29 protein-coding genes and 2 pseudogenes are annotated in these 14,699 nt (G+C 42.1%); 1 reads left to right on the plus strand and 30 read right to left on the minus strand.

What is annotated here, in order from left to right; all coding sequences use genetic code 11:
• Positions 1-106: 106 nt before the first annotated feature.
• Positions 107-444: pseudogene (gene cas2, locus TW89_RS10285) on the plus strand (CRISPR-associated endonuclease Cas2).
• A 122-nt stretch (positions 445-566) separates the two neighbouring features.
• Here cas2 and rplQ read toward each other — a convergent pair.
• The 30 genes and pseudogenes from rplQ to TW89_RS10435 all read right to left on the minus strand — a co-directional run.
• Positions 567-941, minus strand: a complete 375-nt coding sequence (gene rplQ / locus TW89_RS10290; protein WP_003684792.1) for a 50S ribosomal protein L17 — start codon at positions 939-941, stop codon at positions 567-569.
• 24 nt (positions 942-965) lie between these two features.
• Positions 966-1,952 carry a DNA-directed RNA polymerase subunit alpha gene (locus tag TW89_RS10295; protein ID WP_107867948.1) on the minus strand — a complete coding sequence of 329 codons (987 nt, stop codon included), beginning with the start codon at positions 1,950-1,952 and terminating at the stop codon, positions 966-968.
• Positions 1,953-1,977: 25 nt separating this feature from the next.
• On the minus strand, positions 1,978-2,598 hold the full coding sequence (gene rpsD / locus TW89_RS10300; protein ID WP_039863983.1) for a 30S ribosomal protein S4: 621 nt from the start codon (positions 2,596-2,598) through the stop codon (positions 1,978-1,980).
• A gap of 19 nt (positions 2,599-2,617) precedes the next feature.
• Entirely contained in the window at positions 2,618-3,013 is a 396-nt protein-coding gene (gene rpsK, locus TW89_RS10305) for a 30S ribosomal protein S11 (protein WP_002216249.1), read from the minus strand.
• A gap of 19 nt (positions 3,014-3,032) precedes the next feature.
• Entirely contained in the window at positions 3,033-3,395 is a 363-nt protein-coding gene (rpsM, locus tag TW89_RS10310; RefSeq protein WP_003749295.1) for a 30S ribosomal protein S13, read from the minus strand.
• Between the two features lie 66 nt (positions 3,396-3,461).
• Positions 3,462-3,575 carry a 50S ribosomal protein L36 gene (gene rpmJ, locus TW89_RS10315; protein ID WP_003697674.1) on the minus strand — a complete coding sequence of 38 codons (114 nt, stop codon included), beginning with the start codon at positions 3,573-3,575 and terminating at the stop codon, positions 3,462-3,464.
• 18 nt (positions 3,576-3,593) lie between these two features.
• A complete protein-coding gene (infA, locus tag TW89_RS10320) occupies positions 3,594-3,812 on the minus strand; it encodes a translation initiation factor IF-1 (protein ID WP_003684714.1) in 219 nt (72 codons plus the stop codon).
• Positions 3,813-3,816: 4 nt separating this feature from the next.
• Entirely contained in the window at positions 3,817-5,121 is a 1,305-nt protein-coding gene (gene secY / locus TW89_RS10325; RefSeq protein WP_128581387.1) for a preprotein translocase subunit SecY, read from the minus strand.
• A gap of 13 nt (positions 5,122-5,134) precedes the next feature.
• Positions 5,135-5,569, minus strand: coding sequence for a 50S ribosomal protein L15 (gene rplO, locus TW89_RS10330; protein WP_004520192.1), 435 nt, complete (start codon positions 5,567-5,569; stop codon positions 5,135-5,137).
• 1 nt (position 5,570) lies between these two features.
• Entirely contained in the window at positions 5,571-5,756 is a 186-nt protein-coding gene (gene rpmD, locus TW89_RS10335) for a 50S ribosomal protein L30 (protein WP_003684808.1), read from the minus strand.
• On the minus strand, positions 5,749-6,267 hold the full coding sequence (gene rpsE, locus TW89_RS10340; RefSeq protein ID WP_003684704.1) for a 30S ribosomal protein S5: 519 nt from the start codon (positions 6,265-6,267) through the stop codon (positions 5,749-5,751). Before rpsE ends, rpmD begins: the two co-directional genes overlap by 8 nt.
• Positions 6,268-6,284: 17 nt before the next feature.
• Positions 6,285-6,638, minus strand: a complete 354-nt coding sequence (gene rplR / locus TW89_RS10345; RefSeq protein ID WP_003749287.1) for a 50S ribosomal protein L18 — start codon at positions 6,636-6,638, stop codon at positions 6,285-6,287.
• A 13-nt stretch (positions 6,639-6,651) separates the two neighbouring features.
• Positions 6,652-7,185 (minus strand): 50S ribosomal protein L6, encoded by a 534-nt coding sequence (rplF, locus tag TW89_RS10350; protein ID WP_070608375.1) that lies wholly within the window; start codon positions 7,183-7,185, stop codon positions 6,652-6,654.
• A 13-nt stretch (positions 7,186-7,198) separates the two neighbouring features.
• Complete coding sequence (gene rpsH, locus TW89_RS10355) at positions 7,199-7,591, minus strand: 30S ribosomal protein S8 (RefSeq protein WP_003684738.1); 393 nt, start codon at positions 7,589-7,591, stop codon at positions 7,199-7,201.
• A gap of 14 nt (positions 7,592-7,605) precedes the next feature.
• Positions 7,606-7,911 carry a 30S ribosomal protein S14 gene (gene rpsN, locus TW89_RS10360; RefSeq protein WP_003684736.1) on the minus strand — a complete coding sequence of 102 codons (306 nt, stop codon included), beginning with the start codon at positions 7,909-7,911 and terminating at the stop codon, positions 7,606-7,608.
• Between the two features lie 2 nt (positions 7,912-7,913).
• Positions 7,914-8,453 carry a 50S ribosomal protein L5 gene (rplE, locus tag TW89_RS10365; RefSeq protein WP_003684750.1) on the minus strand — a complete coding sequence of 180 codons (540 nt, stop codon included), beginning with the start codon at positions 8,451-8,453 and terminating at the stop codon, positions 7,914-7,916.
• A gap of 9 nt (positions 8,454-8,462) precedes the next feature.
• Entirely contained in the window at positions 8,463-8,786 is a 324-nt protein-coding gene (gene rplX / locus TW89_RS10370) for a 50S ribosomal protein L24 (RefSeq protein WP_003684754.1), read from the minus strand.
• Positions 8,787-8,797: 11 nt separating this feature from the next.
• A complete protein-coding gene (rplN, locus tag TW89_RS10375) occupies positions 8,798-9,166 on the minus strand; it encodes a 50S ribosomal protein L14 (RefSeq protein ID WP_002215434.1) in 369 nt (122 codons plus the stop codon).
• A 227-nt stretch (positions 9,167-9,393) separates the two neighbouring features.
• A complete protein-coding gene (gene rpsQ / locus TW89_RS10380) occupies positions 9,394-9,657 on the minus strand; it encodes a 30S ribosomal protein S17 (protein ID WP_003684766.1) in 264 nt (87 codons plus the stop codon).
• Positions 9,657-9,848 (minus strand): 50S ribosomal protein L29, encoded by a 192-nt coding sequence (gene rpmC, locus TW89_RS10385; RefSeq protein ID WP_128581388.1) that lies wholly within the window; start codon positions 9,846-9,848, stop codon positions 9,657-9,659. Before rpmC ends, rpsQ begins: the two co-directional genes overlap by 1 nt.
• Positions 9,848-10,264: a 50S ribosomal protein L16 gene (gene rplP / locus TW89_RS10390; RefSeq protein WP_003684741.1), complete on the minus strand. Its 417-nt coding sequence runs from the start codon at positions 10,262-10,264 to the stop codon at positions 9,848-9,850. Before rplP ends, rpmC begins: the two co-directional genes overlap by 1 nt.
• Complete coding sequence (gene rpsC, locus TW89_RS10395) at positions 10,248-10,940, minus strand: 30S ribosomal protein S3 (protein WP_003684753.1); 693 nt, start codon at positions 10,938-10,940, stop codon at positions 10,248-10,250. The genes rplP and rpsC overlap by 17 nt, the downstream gene beginning before the upstream one ends.
• A gap of 9 nt (positions 10,941-10,949) precedes the next feature.
• Positions 10,950-11,279 (minus strand): 50S ribosomal protein L22, encoded by a 330-nt coding sequence (rplV, locus tag TW89_RS10400; RefSeq protein ID WP_128581389.1) that lies wholly within the window; start codon positions 11,277-11,279, stop codon positions 10,950-10,952.
• Positions 11,280-11,287: 8 nt separating this feature from the next.
• The gene (gene rpsS, locus TW89_RS10405; protein WP_002215422.1) at positions 11,288-11,566 is read right to left on the minus strand and encodes a 30S ribosomal protein S19; all 279 of its coding nucleotides are present in this window, start codon (positions 11,564-11,566) and stop codon (positions 11,288-11,290) included.
• A 5-nt stretch (positions 11,567-11,571) separates the two neighbouring features.
• Positions 11,572-12,405 (minus strand): 50S ribosomal protein L2, encoded by an 834-nt coding sequence (gene rplB, locus TW89_RS10410; protein WP_003684813.1) that lies wholly within the window; start codon positions 12,403-12,405, stop codon positions 11,572-11,574.
• A 5-nt stretch (positions 12,406-12,410) separates the two neighbouring features.
• Complete coding sequence (gene rplW / locus TW89_RS10415; protein WP_225522204.1) at positions 12,411-12,725, minus strand: 50S ribosomal protein L23; 315 nt, start codon at positions 12,723-12,725, stop codon at positions 12,411-12,413.
• Positions 12,722-13,342 carry a 50S ribosomal protein L4 gene (gene rplD / locus TW89_RS10420; protein WP_070503877.1) on the minus strand — a complete coding sequence of 207 codons (621 nt, stop codon included), beginning with the start codon at positions 13,340-13,342 and terminating at the stop codon, positions 12,722-12,724. The genes rplW and rplD overlap by 4 nt, the downstream gene beginning before the upstream one ends.
• Positions 13,342-13,986, minus strand: coding sequence for a 50S ribosomal protein L3 (rplC, locus tag TW89_RS10425; RefSeq protein ID WP_128581391.1), 645 nt, complete (start codon positions 13,984-13,986; stop codon positions 13,342-13,344). Before rplC ends, rplD begins: the two co-directional genes overlap by 1 nt.
• A gap of 250 nt (positions 13,987-14,236) precedes the next feature.
• Positions 14,237-14,548, minus strand: coding sequence for a 30S ribosomal protein S10 (gene rpsJ, locus TW89_RS10430; protein ID WP_002642322.1), 312 nt, complete (start codon positions 14,546-14,548; stop codon positions 14,237-14,239).
• A 17-nt stretch (positions 14,549-14,565) separates the two neighbouring features.
• Positions 14,566-14,699: pseudogene (locus TW89_RS10435) on the minus strand (hypothetical protein); the annotation flags it as partial.

Raw genomic sequence — 14,699 nt, forward strand, 5'->3', positions numbered from 1 at the left:
TTGGCCGCCATCGACAAAATGGTTTCTTCATTTCAAGCCAGCGTAACCGCCAAAAATGCCAAACAGCCGAAATTGCTAGAAATCTTGCCATTGAAAGAATACCAATATGAGTGAGGCCAAATTTATGAGGATTATCGTCTTCTTCGACCTACCGGCCAAGCGCAAAGCCACCAATCAATTCCGCCAGTTTCTATTAAAAGATGGATACCAAATGCTCCAATTTTCTGTATACAGCCGTATTGTCAAAGTTCGATATTCGTTGTAAAAACAACACAATAGGCTATGTGCAAACCTACCGCAAGAAGGTTCAATTCGCTGTTTGGAAGTAACAGAAAAGCAATATGCCACCATGAAACTGCTGTTGGAGGAGTTGAAAACCCAAGAAAAAAGGTAAATTCCGACCAATTATTATTTATTTTAAGCCCATTTTTCCAGACCAAATAAAACGGGAAACCCTTATAGAATAAGGATTTTCCGTTAGAGTATTGTAGCACTGCGAAATGAGAAAGAGTCAATCCAAATAAAAAAGCACCACCTAAACAGGTAGTGCTTTCATATTAATTTGCTTATTCAGCAGAATCAGCTGCTTTATCAACCAATTCAACCAATGCCAAAGGAGCATTGTCGCCTTTACGGAAACCGTATTTCAGTACACGAACATAGCCGCCGTTACGAGCAGCAAAGCGTGGACCCAATTCGTCAAACAATTTAACTACAACATCACGATCGCGAGTGCGGTCAAAAGCCAAACGACGGTTTGCCAAAGAAGGTTTTTTACCCAAGGTAATCAAGGGCTCAACTACGCGGCGCAATTCTTTTGCTTTAGGCAAAGTTGTCACGATGGTTTCGTGAGTCAACAAGGAATTCGCCATATTGCGCAGCATCGCAGCACGGTGGCTGCTAGTACGGTTTAATTTGCGGTTGCCATTACGATGACGCATGTCATTATCCTTTAATCTTCAAACTTACGGCTTTTCTAAGCCTACAGGCGGCCAAGCTTCTAATTTGGAACCTAATGTCAGACCTTTAGAGGCCAACACTTCTTTGATCTCATTCAAAGATTTACGACCCAAATTAGGGGTCTTGAGAAGCTCGGTTTCAGTACGTTGAATCAAATCGCCAATATAGTAAATATCTTCAGCTTTCAGACAATTAGCTGAACGTACGGTTAATTCCAAATCATCTACAGGACGCAACAAGATAGGATCGATAGGAGGTGCTTTTTCTTCAACCTCTTCAACCGGAGTACCTTGTAGATCTGCAAAAATAGACATTTGGTCAATTAAGATACGTGCGGCACTACGTACAGCCTCTTCTGGATCAATAGAACCATTGGTTTCAATATCCAAAACCAATTTATCCAAATCCGTGCGTTGCTCTACGCGTGCAGGTTCAACTTCAAAGCTAACACGACTGATGGGCGAAAAGCTCGCATCCAACTGAATCGCACCAATCTGTTTGTTCTCATCACGCAATACGCGACGGCCTGAAACAGACTGATAACCACGACCTTGCTCTACTTTAATTTCCATGTCGATTTGGCCATTGTCAGCCAAGTGGCAAATAACATGTTCAGGATTGATGATTTCCACATCGTGTGGCAAATCAATATCACCGGCTACAACTGCACCGGCACCTGTTTTCTTCAAAGTCAACTGAACTTGGTTACGACCGTGAAGCTTGAATACGATACCTTTAATGTTCAAGAGAACGTCAACAACATCCTCTTGAACACCATCAATAGTAGAGTATTCGTGCAATACACCGGAAATAACTACTTCAGTTGGGGCAAAGCCATTCATGGATGACAGTAAGATACGACGCAAAGCATTACCTAAAGTATGACCAAAACCACGTTCAAATGGCTGCATAGACACCTTGGCCCGAGTTGGAGACAAGGTATCTACATCGATTTGACGAGGTTTCAAAAATTCGGTTGTGCTATTTTGCATTTAACTGTCCCTCATTGAGCTAGCATTATTTAGAGTAGAACTCTACCACCAGCTGTTCATTAATATCGCCAGACAATTCTGAGCGATCCGGCATATTTTTGAATACGCCTTCCAATTTGTCGGCATCAACAGATACCCAGCTTGGCAAGCCAATTTGAGTGGCCAGGCTCAATGCTTCTTGGATACGTACTTGTTTCTTAGCTTTTTCACGAACAGCTACAACATCACCTGCTTTAACTTGGAAAGAAGGGATATTAACAACTTGACCGTTTACGACGATAGCTTTGTGAGAAACCAATTGACGTGCTTCGGCGCGAGTAGAGCCGAAACCCATACGGTAAACGACATTGTCCAAACGAGACTCCAGCAATTGCAGCAGCAATTCACCGGTAGAGCCTTTACGACGAGCTGCTTCCGCGAAGTAACGACGGAATTGACGCTCTAATACGCCATAAATACGACGGATTTTTTGTTTTTCACGCAATTGCAAACCGTAGTCTGACAAACGTGGTTTTTTCGCACCGTGTTGACCAGGTGCAGAATCCATTTTACATTTGGAATCCAAAGAGCGACGTGCACTCTTCAAAAACAGATCCGTACCTTCGCGACGTGCTAATTTACATTTAGGGCCAATATAACGTGCCATGTTTTAAATCACTCCAATATTAAATACGACGTTTTTTAGGCGGACGGCAACCGTTATGAGGCAACGGGGTAACGTCAGTAATGCTGGTAATCTTGAAACCAAGAGCGTTTAAAGCACGTACAGAAGATTCGCGACCAGGGCCAGGGCCTTTAATGCGAACTTCTAAATTTTTAACGCCATACTCTTGGGCAACTTTACCAGCTGCTTCTGCTGCAACTTGTGCTGCAAATGGTGTACTTTTACGAGAACCTTTAAAACCAGCGCCGCCAGAGGTAGCCCAAGACAATGCATTGCCTTGACGGTCAGTGATTGTAATGATGGTATTGTTGAAAGATGCATGAACGTGCACAATACCTTCGCTTACGGTTTTACGTACTTTTTTACGTACACGCGAAGCTGTGTTTGCTTTAGCCATTAATCAAATTCCTTAAAATTTATTTCTTACCGGCAATCGCTTTGCGCGGACCTTTACGGGTACGAGCATTTGTGCGAGTGCGTTGACCACGACAAGGCAAGCCACGACGATGACGGAAGCCGCGATAGCAACCCATATCCATCAGTCGTTTAATGCTCATCGTTACTTCACGACGCAAATCGCCTTCAACTTCATATTTAGCAACTTGCTCACGCAAAGCGTCTAATTGAGCCTCGTCCAAATCTTTTGCTTTAGTAGTAGGAGCAATATTTGCTGCCTCACAAATCAATTTAGCACGAGTCGCACCAATACCATAAATAGCCTGAAGGCCAATTACGATATGGGCATTATTAGGGATATTTACCCCTGCAATACGAGCCATATTTTTCCTTTTTAGGGCAAAGTATGTCACTATACCACAAAATCAATAGTTAAGAAAACTAGCTTCTTAACCTTGACGTTGTTTGTGACGTGGGTCAGTACAAATTACGCGAACTACACGATTACGACGAATAATCTTGCAATTGCGACAAATTTTCTTTACAGAAGGTTGTACACGCATTTTATTTCCTTTTATCGTTTATCTTGCTCGGAAAACAATCCGAGCACGGGTTAAATCATAAGGAGTTAATTCAACTGTTACCTTATCACCTGGAGAAATACGGATATAATGCATTCGCATTTTGCCAGATATATGACCAAGTACTACATGATCATTTTCCAGTTTTACTTTAAATGTTGCATTGGGCAAAGTCTCAAGAATTTCGCCCTGCATCTGTATGGTATCTTCTTTAGCCATAAGCCTACTTACGTGACAAAGATTTCATATCTGGACGACTCATCAAGTCTTCATACTGACTACTCATTATGTATGAATTAATTTGCGTCCTAAAATCCATTGTAACAACGACCAAAATAAGCAAAGATGTACCACCGAAATTGATAGTAACATTCCATGCAGTTGTTAAAATTTCAGGTATCAGACAGATTATAGTAATGTACAAAGCACCAAATAATGTCAACCTTAGTACCACTTTTTCCAAATATCTAGAGGTTTGCTCACCTGGGCGAATACCCGGCACAAATGCACCACTCTTCTTCAAATTTTCAGCCATCTCTTTAGGACTAAATACTAAAGCAGTATAGAAATAGCAGAAGAAGATGATAGTTGTGGCAAATAATACAATATACAAAGGCTGTCCATGTTGCAGCATCGCAGCAACCTTATGAAGAACAGAATTCGTACTATTTGAACCAAACCAACCTAAAAGTGTAGATGGAAATAAAATGATACTGGAAGCAAAAATAGGAGGAATAACACCTGCCATATTTAGCTTGAACGGCATATGAATGCTTTGTCCTGGCATCATTCCAGAGCCAAACTGCCTTTTAGCATAATGCACAGGAACTTTACGCTGAGCACTCTCAAAATAAACTACAGCATAGATCAACAGCAAAATACCAATCACAATTGATACTGCCATCAACATAGAACGTTCAGACAAAGTTAACAACTGAACTATACCGGATGGGATACCCGATACAATGCCTGCTGTAATGATCAAAGAAATACCATTACCAATACCACGCTCGGTAATTTGCTCCCCTAACCACATCAGAAACATAGTACCAGTAACCAAACAGACTACTGTAGAAATATAAAACTCAAGCGCAGTCGTTACAACAACACCTTGTTTATAAACAGATGATGCAGCCCAAAAGCTTTGCAATACAGCCAATAATACCGTCCCATACCTAGTATATTTCGTAATTATTTTCCTACCAGCCTCACCTTCCTTCTTCAAAGCTTTTAAAGAAGGAACAATCTCAGAAGCAAGCTGAACAATAATCGATGCCGAAATATAAGGCATGATACCAATTGCAAATATACTAAAGCGCTCCAACGAACCACCCGAGAACATATTTAACATTCCGAATATGCCGTCACGAGCGCCTTCGAATAATTTAGCTAACGCAACAGCATCTACGCCCGGTACCGGTATATGACCACCAATACGGAAAACGACTAAAGCACCTAAAAGGAACAACAGACGTTTTTTCAGATCACCAAATTTGGATAATCCTGATAAAGATTGTTGATTAGCCACTGTAGTGCAAGCCTTATTCTTCTACTTTACCACCGGCAGCCTCAATAGCAGCTTTAGCACCTTTAGTAGCTTTTACACCTTTCAAGGTAACTGCTTTTGAGATTTCACCAGAAGCAATAACTTTTACATTAGAAGCAGTTGCAGGAATCAGACCAGCTTGTTTAAGAACCAAAACGTCAATCTCGTTCACAGCAATCAGATTTAATTCACTCAAACGAACTTCAGCATTAGCGGCTGCAGTCAAAGATTTGAAACCACGTTTCGGCAGACGACGTTGCAAAGGCATTTGACCGCCTTCAAAACCTACCTTGTGGAAGCCACCAGAACGGCTTTTTTGACCTTTATGACCACGACCACCTGTCTTACCCAAGCCGCTACCAATACCACGGCCTACACGACGACTAGCGTGAGTAGCACCCTCAGCAGGTTGAATAGTATTCAAAAACATATTAAGACTCCACTTTCAACAAGTAGCTGATTTTATTGATCATGCCACGGTTTTCAGGGGTATCCAAAACCTCTACAGTATGTTCACGGCGGCGCAAACCTAAACCGCGAGCACATGCACGATGAGATTCAATTGTACCGATCAGGCTCTTAACCAATGTAACTTTAATCTTTTTTTGCTCAGTCATGGTTAGCTCCCAAAATATCTTCCACTGTCAAGCCACGTTTTGCAGCAATATCAGCAGGGGTATACAGTTTAGACAAACCGTCTAATGTAGCGCGTACAATATTGTAAGGATTAGTAGAACCATGTACTTTAGCTGAAATGTTATGGATACCCATAGCATCAAATACTAAACGCATTGGACCACCAGCTTTTACACCGCTACCTTCTTTAGCAGGTTGCATAAATACCTTAGTAGCACCATGACGACCAATAACCTCATGATGAATAGTACCGTTTTTCAAAGGTACTTTAATCATAGAGCGACGAGCTTGATCCATTGCTTTTTGAACAGCAACTGGTACTTCTTTTGATTTACCTTTGCCCATACCGATGCGACCATCACCATCACCAACAACAGTCAGTGCAGAGAAAGCCATGATACGGCCACCTTTAACTACTTTAGTCACGCGATTAACTGCGACCATCTTTTCAATCAGGCCGTCACCGCGTTCTTCAATTTCATGTTTTGCCATCTGAAAGTCTCCAAATATTAGAAGCTTAAACCATTTTCACGTGCAGCTTCAGCCAAAGCTTTCACACGACCGTGATATTGGAAACCTGAACGGTCAAAAGCAACTTTTTCAACACCTACTGCTTTAGCTTTTTCAGCAATACGCTTACCAACTACAGCTGCTGCTTCAACGTTGCTACCTGATTTCAGGCTACTACGTACTTCAGCTTCCAATGTAGAGGCTTGAGCCAATACTTTATCACCTTCAGCACTAATTACTTGAGCATAAATATGATTATTGCTGCGGAACACACATAATCTTACCATTTTCAAGTCCGCAATACGCGCACGGGTTTTGCGTGCACGACGGAGTCGGGTTGTATGTTTATCCATTAGTGAACCTCAATTATTTTTTCTTGGCTTCTTTCATCACTACTACTTCACCTACATAACGAACACCTTTACCTTTATAAGGCTCAGGAGAACGGAATGCACGAATTTCAGCAGCGACTTGGCCAACCACTTGTTTATCTGCACCAGTCAAAACGATTTCTGTTTGGCTAGGAGTTTGAACAGAAACACCTTCAGGCATTTCATATACGATTGGATGAGAGAAACCCAAAGACAAGTTCAGAACTTTGCCTTGAGCTTGGGCGCGATAACCCACACCAATCAATTGAAGTTTTTTCTCAAAACCTTCAGAAACACCCTTAACCATGTTATTAACCAATGCACGAGCAGTACCAGACATAGCATTAGCCTGTTTACTGTCATTTTTTGCAGCAAAAGTCAATTTACCATCGTTCAGTTCAATAGCAACATCGGAATGCAAAGGAAGAGACAATTCGCCGTTTTTACCTTTGATAACCAATGCATCTGTTCCGAATTTTACTTCTACACCAGCAGGAACAGTCACTGGGTTTTTTGCGACGCGTGACATTTACTTTTCTCCACTAGGCTACGATGCACAACAACTCACCACCAACACCCTCAGAACGGGCTTTGCGATCAGTCATTACACCTTTAGAAGTACTAACAATAGCGACACCTAAGCCATTCATTACGCTAGGGATCTCACTTGATGCTTTGTAAATACGCAAACCAGGACGTGAAACACGTTTAATTTGCTCAATCACAGGACGACCTGCATAGTATTTCAATTGAATTTCCAATACCGGTTTTGCATCAGCAGAAACCGCAAAATCCTCGATATAACCTTCTTCTTTCAGAACTTTTGCAATTGCACATTTTAGTTTAGAAGAAGGCATGGCAACTGCTGCTTTATTAGCACGTTGCGCATTGCGAATACGAGTCAACATATCGGAAATAGGATCATGCATACTCATTATTTATACTCCTATTACCAGCTAGCTTTAACAACACCAGGGATCTCGCCACGCATAGCGATTTCACGGATTTTAATACGGCCCAAACCAAATTTACGGAAAGTGCCACGAGGACGACCTGTTAAAGCACAACGACGACGTTGACGTACAGGTGCTGCATTACGAGGAATGGATTGAAATTTCAAACGTGCTTCAAAACGTTCTTCTTCAGTCGCATTAGCATCATTAATAACAGCGAAAATTGCCTCACGTTTAGCTGCAAACTTTTTCGCCAATGCTTGACGTTTCAGCTCACGATTAATAAGTGCTTTCTTAGCCATGATTATCCTTTAAACGGAAACTTGAACAGTGACAACAAAGCTTTCGCTTCTTCATCAGTTTTTGCAGTAGTTGTAATAGTAATATTCAAACCACGCAAAGCATCGATTTTATCGTATTCAATTTCCGGGAAAATAATTTGCTCACGAACGCCCATATTGTAATTGCCACGACCATCAAATGATTTACCGCTTACACCACGGAAGTCACGTACGCGAGGCAACGCAATAGTAATCAAACGATCCAAGAATTCAAACATTTGATCACGACGCAATGTTACTTTGCAACCAACTGGATAGTTATCACGGATTTTAAAACCCGCGATAGATTTACGAGCAACAGTAACAACTGGCTTTTGACCAGCAATTTTCTCTAAATCAGAAACAGCGTGTTCCATAACTTTTTTATCAGCAACAGCTTCACCCACACCCATATTCAAGGTGATTTTTTCAATACGTGGAACTTCCATTACTGATTTGTAACCAAATTGTTTAACCAATTCAGGAACAACTGTATCTTTATAAAACTCTCTCAAACGAGCCATGTTATCTCCTTATGCTCCAATGATAGAGCCATTTGATTTGAAGAAACGAACGCGTTTAACTTTGCCTTCATTTTCAATCAGCTTAATACCAACACGGTCTGCTTTATTAGTTTCCGGATTCAGGATTGCAATATTAGAAATATCTAAAGGCATTTCTTTAGTAATAATGCCACCCTCAATACCACGCATTGGATTAGGTTTTTGATGGCGTTTCACAACATTAACACCCTCAACAACAACTTTATCACCCAACACTCGAACTACTTGACCTTGCTTACCTTTATCTTTACCGGTAATCACTACAACCTGATCGCCTTTAATGATTTTATTCATCGCGCTATTCCTTATAATACTTCAGGCGCCAATGAAACGATTTTCATAAATCGCTCAGTACGCAATTCACGGGTTACCGGACCAAAAATACGGGTACCCAGAGGTTCAAGTTTATTATTCAACAACACAGCAGCATTGTTATCGAATTTAATTAACGCACCATCAGGACGACGTACACCCTTAGCAGTACGAACAACTACCGCATTGTATACGTCACCTTTTTTGACACGACCACGTGGGGCTGCATCTTTAACTGCAACTTTAATAATGTCGCCAACAGAAGCGTAGCGACGCTTAGATCCGCCCAATACTTTGATGCACATTACGCGACGCGCACCAGAGTTATCAGCCACATCTAAGATGGTCTGCATTTGAATCATATTAGTACCTTTAAATTAACCAACTTAATTTACCACTTTCATATAACTCGCACCTTACTTTAAGCTGCTTATTAAATGAAACCATCACGGTTCTAGTAAACCAGTCTTGGATCCCGAAGGGAGAGAAACTTCCATAAGAAGCTGGAAGATAAGAAACGAAGTTTACACGCAAATTAACTTTGCTGCAAGACTTCGTTTCTTATTAAGCTACATTACTGTGTTTTAAATCAAACAGTACGCGCTTTCTCAACCAATTCTTTCACAACCCAAGACTTGGTTTTTGACAAAGGACGAGATTCCTCGATTACCACTACATCACCAATGCCATATTGATTGTTTTCATCATGAGCATGGATTTTAGTTGATAAACGAATAATTTTACCGTACAGAGGATGTTTAACTTTACGCTCAACCAATACTGTAACAGTTTTGTCCATTTTGTCGCTTACCACTTTGCCTTGCAAAGTACGAACATTTTTAGCTTCGCTCATTACTTAGCACCTTTTTCAGTTAAAATGGTTTTAATACGAGCAATATCGCGACGTACACGTTTCAACTCGCTAGATCTACCCAACTGACCGGTTGCATTTTGCATGCGTAAGCCAAACTGAGCTTTCAACAAGTCCAACAAATCAGAGTTTAATTGCTCAATAGATTTGTCTTTCAATTCATTTGCTTTCATTATTGACCCACCTGTCTTACTACAAAGGTTGTAGGAATAGGCAATTTGGCAGCGGCCAATTCAAATGCTTCACGAGCCAAAGACTCAGGAACACCGTCCATTTCGTACAATACTTTGCCTGGTTTAACTTCAGCAATGTAATATTCCACATTACCTTTACCGCCACCCATACGAACTTGGATAGGTTTCTCAGTAATTGGTTTATCAGGGAATACACGGATCCAAATACGACCGCCACGTTTAATATGACGAGTCATAGTACGACGAGCAGCTTCGATTTGGCGGGCAGTCAAACGACCACGGCCTACGGCTTTCAAACCGAACTCACCGAAACTTACTTTGTTACCGCGAGTAGCAATACCGGTATTACGACCTTTTTGTTGCTTGCGATATTTCAGTCTAGTTGGCTGCAGCATTACGTCCACCTGCCTTTCTTTGTTTCTTCTCATGCTCAGGTTTAGAAGATTTAATATTACCTTCTGTATAAACCCAAACTTTCAGACCCAGTACACCATAAGTAGTATGTGCTTCGCTAGTTGCATAATCCACATTCGCACGCAAAGTATGCAAAGGTACACGACCTTCACGGTACCATTCGCTACGAGCGATATCAGCACCATTCAGACGGCCTGAAGTCATGATCTTGATGCCTTTAGCACCAGAACGCATTGCATTTTGCATTGCACGTTTCATAGCGCGACGGAATTGAACACGTTTTTCAAGCTGCTGGGCAATACCATCAGCAATGATTTGCGCATCCAATTCAGGACGACGAATCTCTTCAATATTTACATGAACAGGCACACCCATCAGAGCTTGCAAGTCACGTTTCAAGATTTCAATATCCTCGCCTTTTTTACCAATAACCACACCTGGACGAGCAGAGTGAATGGTAATACGTGCAGATTTAGCAGGACGCTCGATCACTACGCGACCAACTGAAGCATTAGCCAGTTTTTTACGCAAGTAATTACGAACATCAATATCTTGTTTCAAAACGGTAGAAAAGTCGGTGCTTTTAGCAAACCATTTTGAAGCCCAGTCTTTAGTTACCGCCAGGCGAAAGCCTGTAGGGTTAATCTTTTGTCCCATAGCTTTTCCTTAGTTGCCCACTGTCACGTTAATATGACAAGTTTGTTTCTCGATGCGGTTACCGCGACCTTTGGCACGAGCTTGGAAACGTTTCAAGCTTGGGCCTTTGTCAACAAAGATAGTTACCACTTTCAGTTCGTCAACGTCAGCACCATTGTTGTGCTCGGCATTGGCGATTGCTGATTCCAATACTTTTTTAATCAGCTCAGCACCTTTTTTAGGGCTGAATGCCAAGATATTCAAAGCTTGGGCAACGTCTTTACCACGAATCAAATCAGCTACCAAACGAGCTTTTTGAGCTGAAATACGGGCGTTTTTATGTTGTGCACTTACTCTCATGATTCACCTTATTTCTTTTTAGCCTTTTTATCAGCCAAGTGGCCTTTAAAGGTACGGGTCAATGAGAACTCACCTAATTTATGACCAACCATATTGTCGCTGATGAACACTGGCACGTGAGTGCGACCGTTGTGAACAGCGATAGTCAGACCGATGAAATCAGGTAAAATGGTAGAACGACGTGACCAAGTTTTAATTGGGCGTTTGTCGTTGCTTGCACGAGCAGCATCTACTTTTTTCAGCAAATGCAGGTCTACATATGGGCCTTTTTTTAATGAACGAGCCATACTAATTAACCTTTATTTGAGTAACGACGACGAACAATCATGTTATCCGTGCGTTTGTTATTACGAGTGCGGTAGCCCTTAGCAGGAGTACCCCATGGACTAACCGGTTCGCGAGCCTCACCAGTACGGCCTTCACCACCACCATGTGGGTGATCAACAGGGTTCATTACAACACCACGAACGGTCGGACGAATACCACGCCAGCGGTTAGCACCAGCTTTACCGATTTTTTTCAGGCTTTGTTCTTCGTTACCAACTTCACCGATAGTTGCACGGCAATTTACGCTAATTTTGCGCACTTCACCAGAACGCAAACGAACTTGTGCGTAAGCACCTTCTTTTGCAAGCAATACCGCAGAAGCACCAGCAGAACGTGCAATTTGCGCACCTTTACCTGGTTTCATTTCGATACAGTGAATAGTTGTACCAACAGGAATATTGCGGATCGGCAGAGTGTTACCTACTTTGATAGCAGCTTCAGCACCGGAAACCAATACTGCACCGGCTTGAATGCCTCGAGGAGCAATGATGTAGCGACGCTCACCATCTGCATAGCACAACAGTGCGATAAATGCAGTACGGTTAGGGTCATATTCGATACGCTCTACTTTTGCAGGGATACCGTCTTTGTTACGTTTAAAATCTACTACGCGGTAATGATGTTTATGGCCACCACCTTTATGACGGGTAGTGATATGACCATTGTTGTTACGACCGGCAGTAGAATTTTTCTTTTCTAGCAGAGGTGCATAAGGTGCACCTTTGTGCAAACCTTCTGTTACCACGCGAACCATGCCGCGACGGCCTGCAGAGGTCGGCTTCATTTTAACGATTGCCATTTTGTTTATTCCTTATCTGCAGCTGCAGCAGCGGCTTCCAAATCAAACTCTTGACCGGCAGCCAAGCTTACATAAGCCTTTTTAACATCGCTGCGACGACCTAAAGTGCGACCAAAACGTTTAACTTTACCTTTAATGGTAACAGTAGTGACGTCTGCAACTTGAACGCCGAACAGCAGCTCAACAGCCGCTTTAATCTCAGGTTTTGTTGCATTTGCCAAAACTTTAAACGTCATTTGGTTACGTTTTTCAGCCAATACGTTGCTTTTTTCAGAAACGATAGGTGCCAAGATTACTTGAGTCAAACGTTGTTGATTCATACCCATTGCTCCTCTAATTGTGCAACTGCATCTTTAGTGATAACGACTTTTTTGTAACGCAGCAAGCTGTAAGGATCAACTTGTTGGGCTTCCAAAACCAATACGTTAGGCAAGTTGCGTGAAGCCAAGTAAACATTCTCGTCGAGCTGTTTAGTTACAAACAGAACTTGCTCCAAACCCAAATTTTTCACTTGTTCGGCAAAAACTTTGGTTTTAGGAGTTTCAGCAGTCAATGCTTCAATTGCAAACAAACGTTCGTCACGAGCCAATTGGGACAAAATAGTCGCCATACCGGCACGGTACATTTTACGGTTCACTTTTTGAGTAAAGTTTTCGTCAGGTTTGTTTGGGAATGCACGACCACCTTTACGCCACAACGGAGAAGAAGTCATACCGGAACGAGCACGAGCGGTACCTTTTTGGCGCCATGGTTTTTTAGTAGAGTGGTTTACTTCGGCACGAGTTTTTTGAGCACGGTTACCAGAACGGGCATTTGCCAAGTAAGCAGTAACCAGTTGGTGAACTAGAGCTTCATTGTATTCGCGAGCAAACAAAGCATCAGAAACAGCCAAGCTGCCAGATACTTGTCCTTTAGCGTCAATTACTTTCAATTCCATTACGCACCTACTTTCACGCTAGGACGAACCACGACGTCGCTGTTAACCGAACCCGGAACAGCACCTTTAACCAACAAGAGTTGGCGTTCAGCATCAACACGTACAACTTCCAATTTTTGAACAGTTGCTTTAGTGTTACCGTATTGACCTGCCATACGTTTACCAGGGAACACGCGACCAGGGTCTTGTGCCATACCGATAGAACCAGGAACACGGTGAGAACGGGAGTTACCGTGGGAAGTACGTTGAGCACCGAAGTTATGACGTTTGATCGTACCAGAGAAACCTTTACCTTTAGAGGTGCCAGTTACATCTACCAGTTGACCAACTTCAAACATAGAAACGGTAATTTCATCACCGGCTTTCAATTCAGCCAGTTTTTCTTCAGTCAAAGCAAATTCAACCAAACCGCGGCCAGCTTCAACACCTGCTTTAGCAAAGTGACCAGCTTCAGTTTTGTTGACACGATTAGCTTTTTTCTGACCAAAGGTAACTTGTACAGCAGTGTAGCCGTCAGTATCTTTGGATTTCACTTGTGTAACGCGGTTAGCAGACATATCCAAAACAGTTACCGGAACAGAAATACCCTGTTCGTCGAACACGCGAGTCATACCAACTTTGCGTCCAACCAGACCTAAAGTCATGATTATTTTCCTTTTAAGTAAAGGGGCGGGCTACGATTGGCCTGCCTTTCAGACAAAGTTAAACTTGATACGGATGTACCAAGTCCGCCATTATAATTGACAAATCAAAGAAATATCAACAAAAATTTCAATTTAACTTCTTAAACCCATCATTTTTTCGGATGAAGTGTTGCCAAATATCTGAAAATTTTCAGACGGCCTAAGAATTCTATAAAAAACCGAACAGCCAAGCTGTTCGGTTTTTCAGTTCTTATTGAACTTTAATTTCTACATCTACACCTGCTGGAAGATCCAGTTTCATCAGTGCATCAGTAGTTTTGTCAGTCCAGTCCACGATGTCCATCAGACGCAAGTGGGTACGGATTTCCAATTGTTCACGAGAAGTTTTGTTCACGTGAGGAGAACGCAAGATGTTGAAACGTTCGATTTTAGTTGGCAAAGGAATCGGACCTTTAACAACAGCGCCAGTACGTTTGGCAGTTTCAACGATTTCTTGTGCAGAACGGTCAATCAGACTGTAATCATAAGCTTTCAGGCGGATACGGATTTTTTGGTTTGCCATTTATCAATATCCCTCAATTAAGCAATTACAGAAGAAACCACACCCGCACCTACGGTACGACCACCTTCGCGAATCGCAAAGCGCAGGCCTTCTTCCATAGCGATAGGCGCAATCAGTTCTACAGTAATGGTTACGTTCTCACCCGGCATTA

Origin of the sequence: Neisseria flavescens, from assembly GCF_001618065.1 — a bacterium.
Lineage (GTDB): Bacteria > Pseudomonadota > Gammaproteobacteria > Burkholderiales > Neisseriaceae > Neisseria > Neisseria flavescens_A.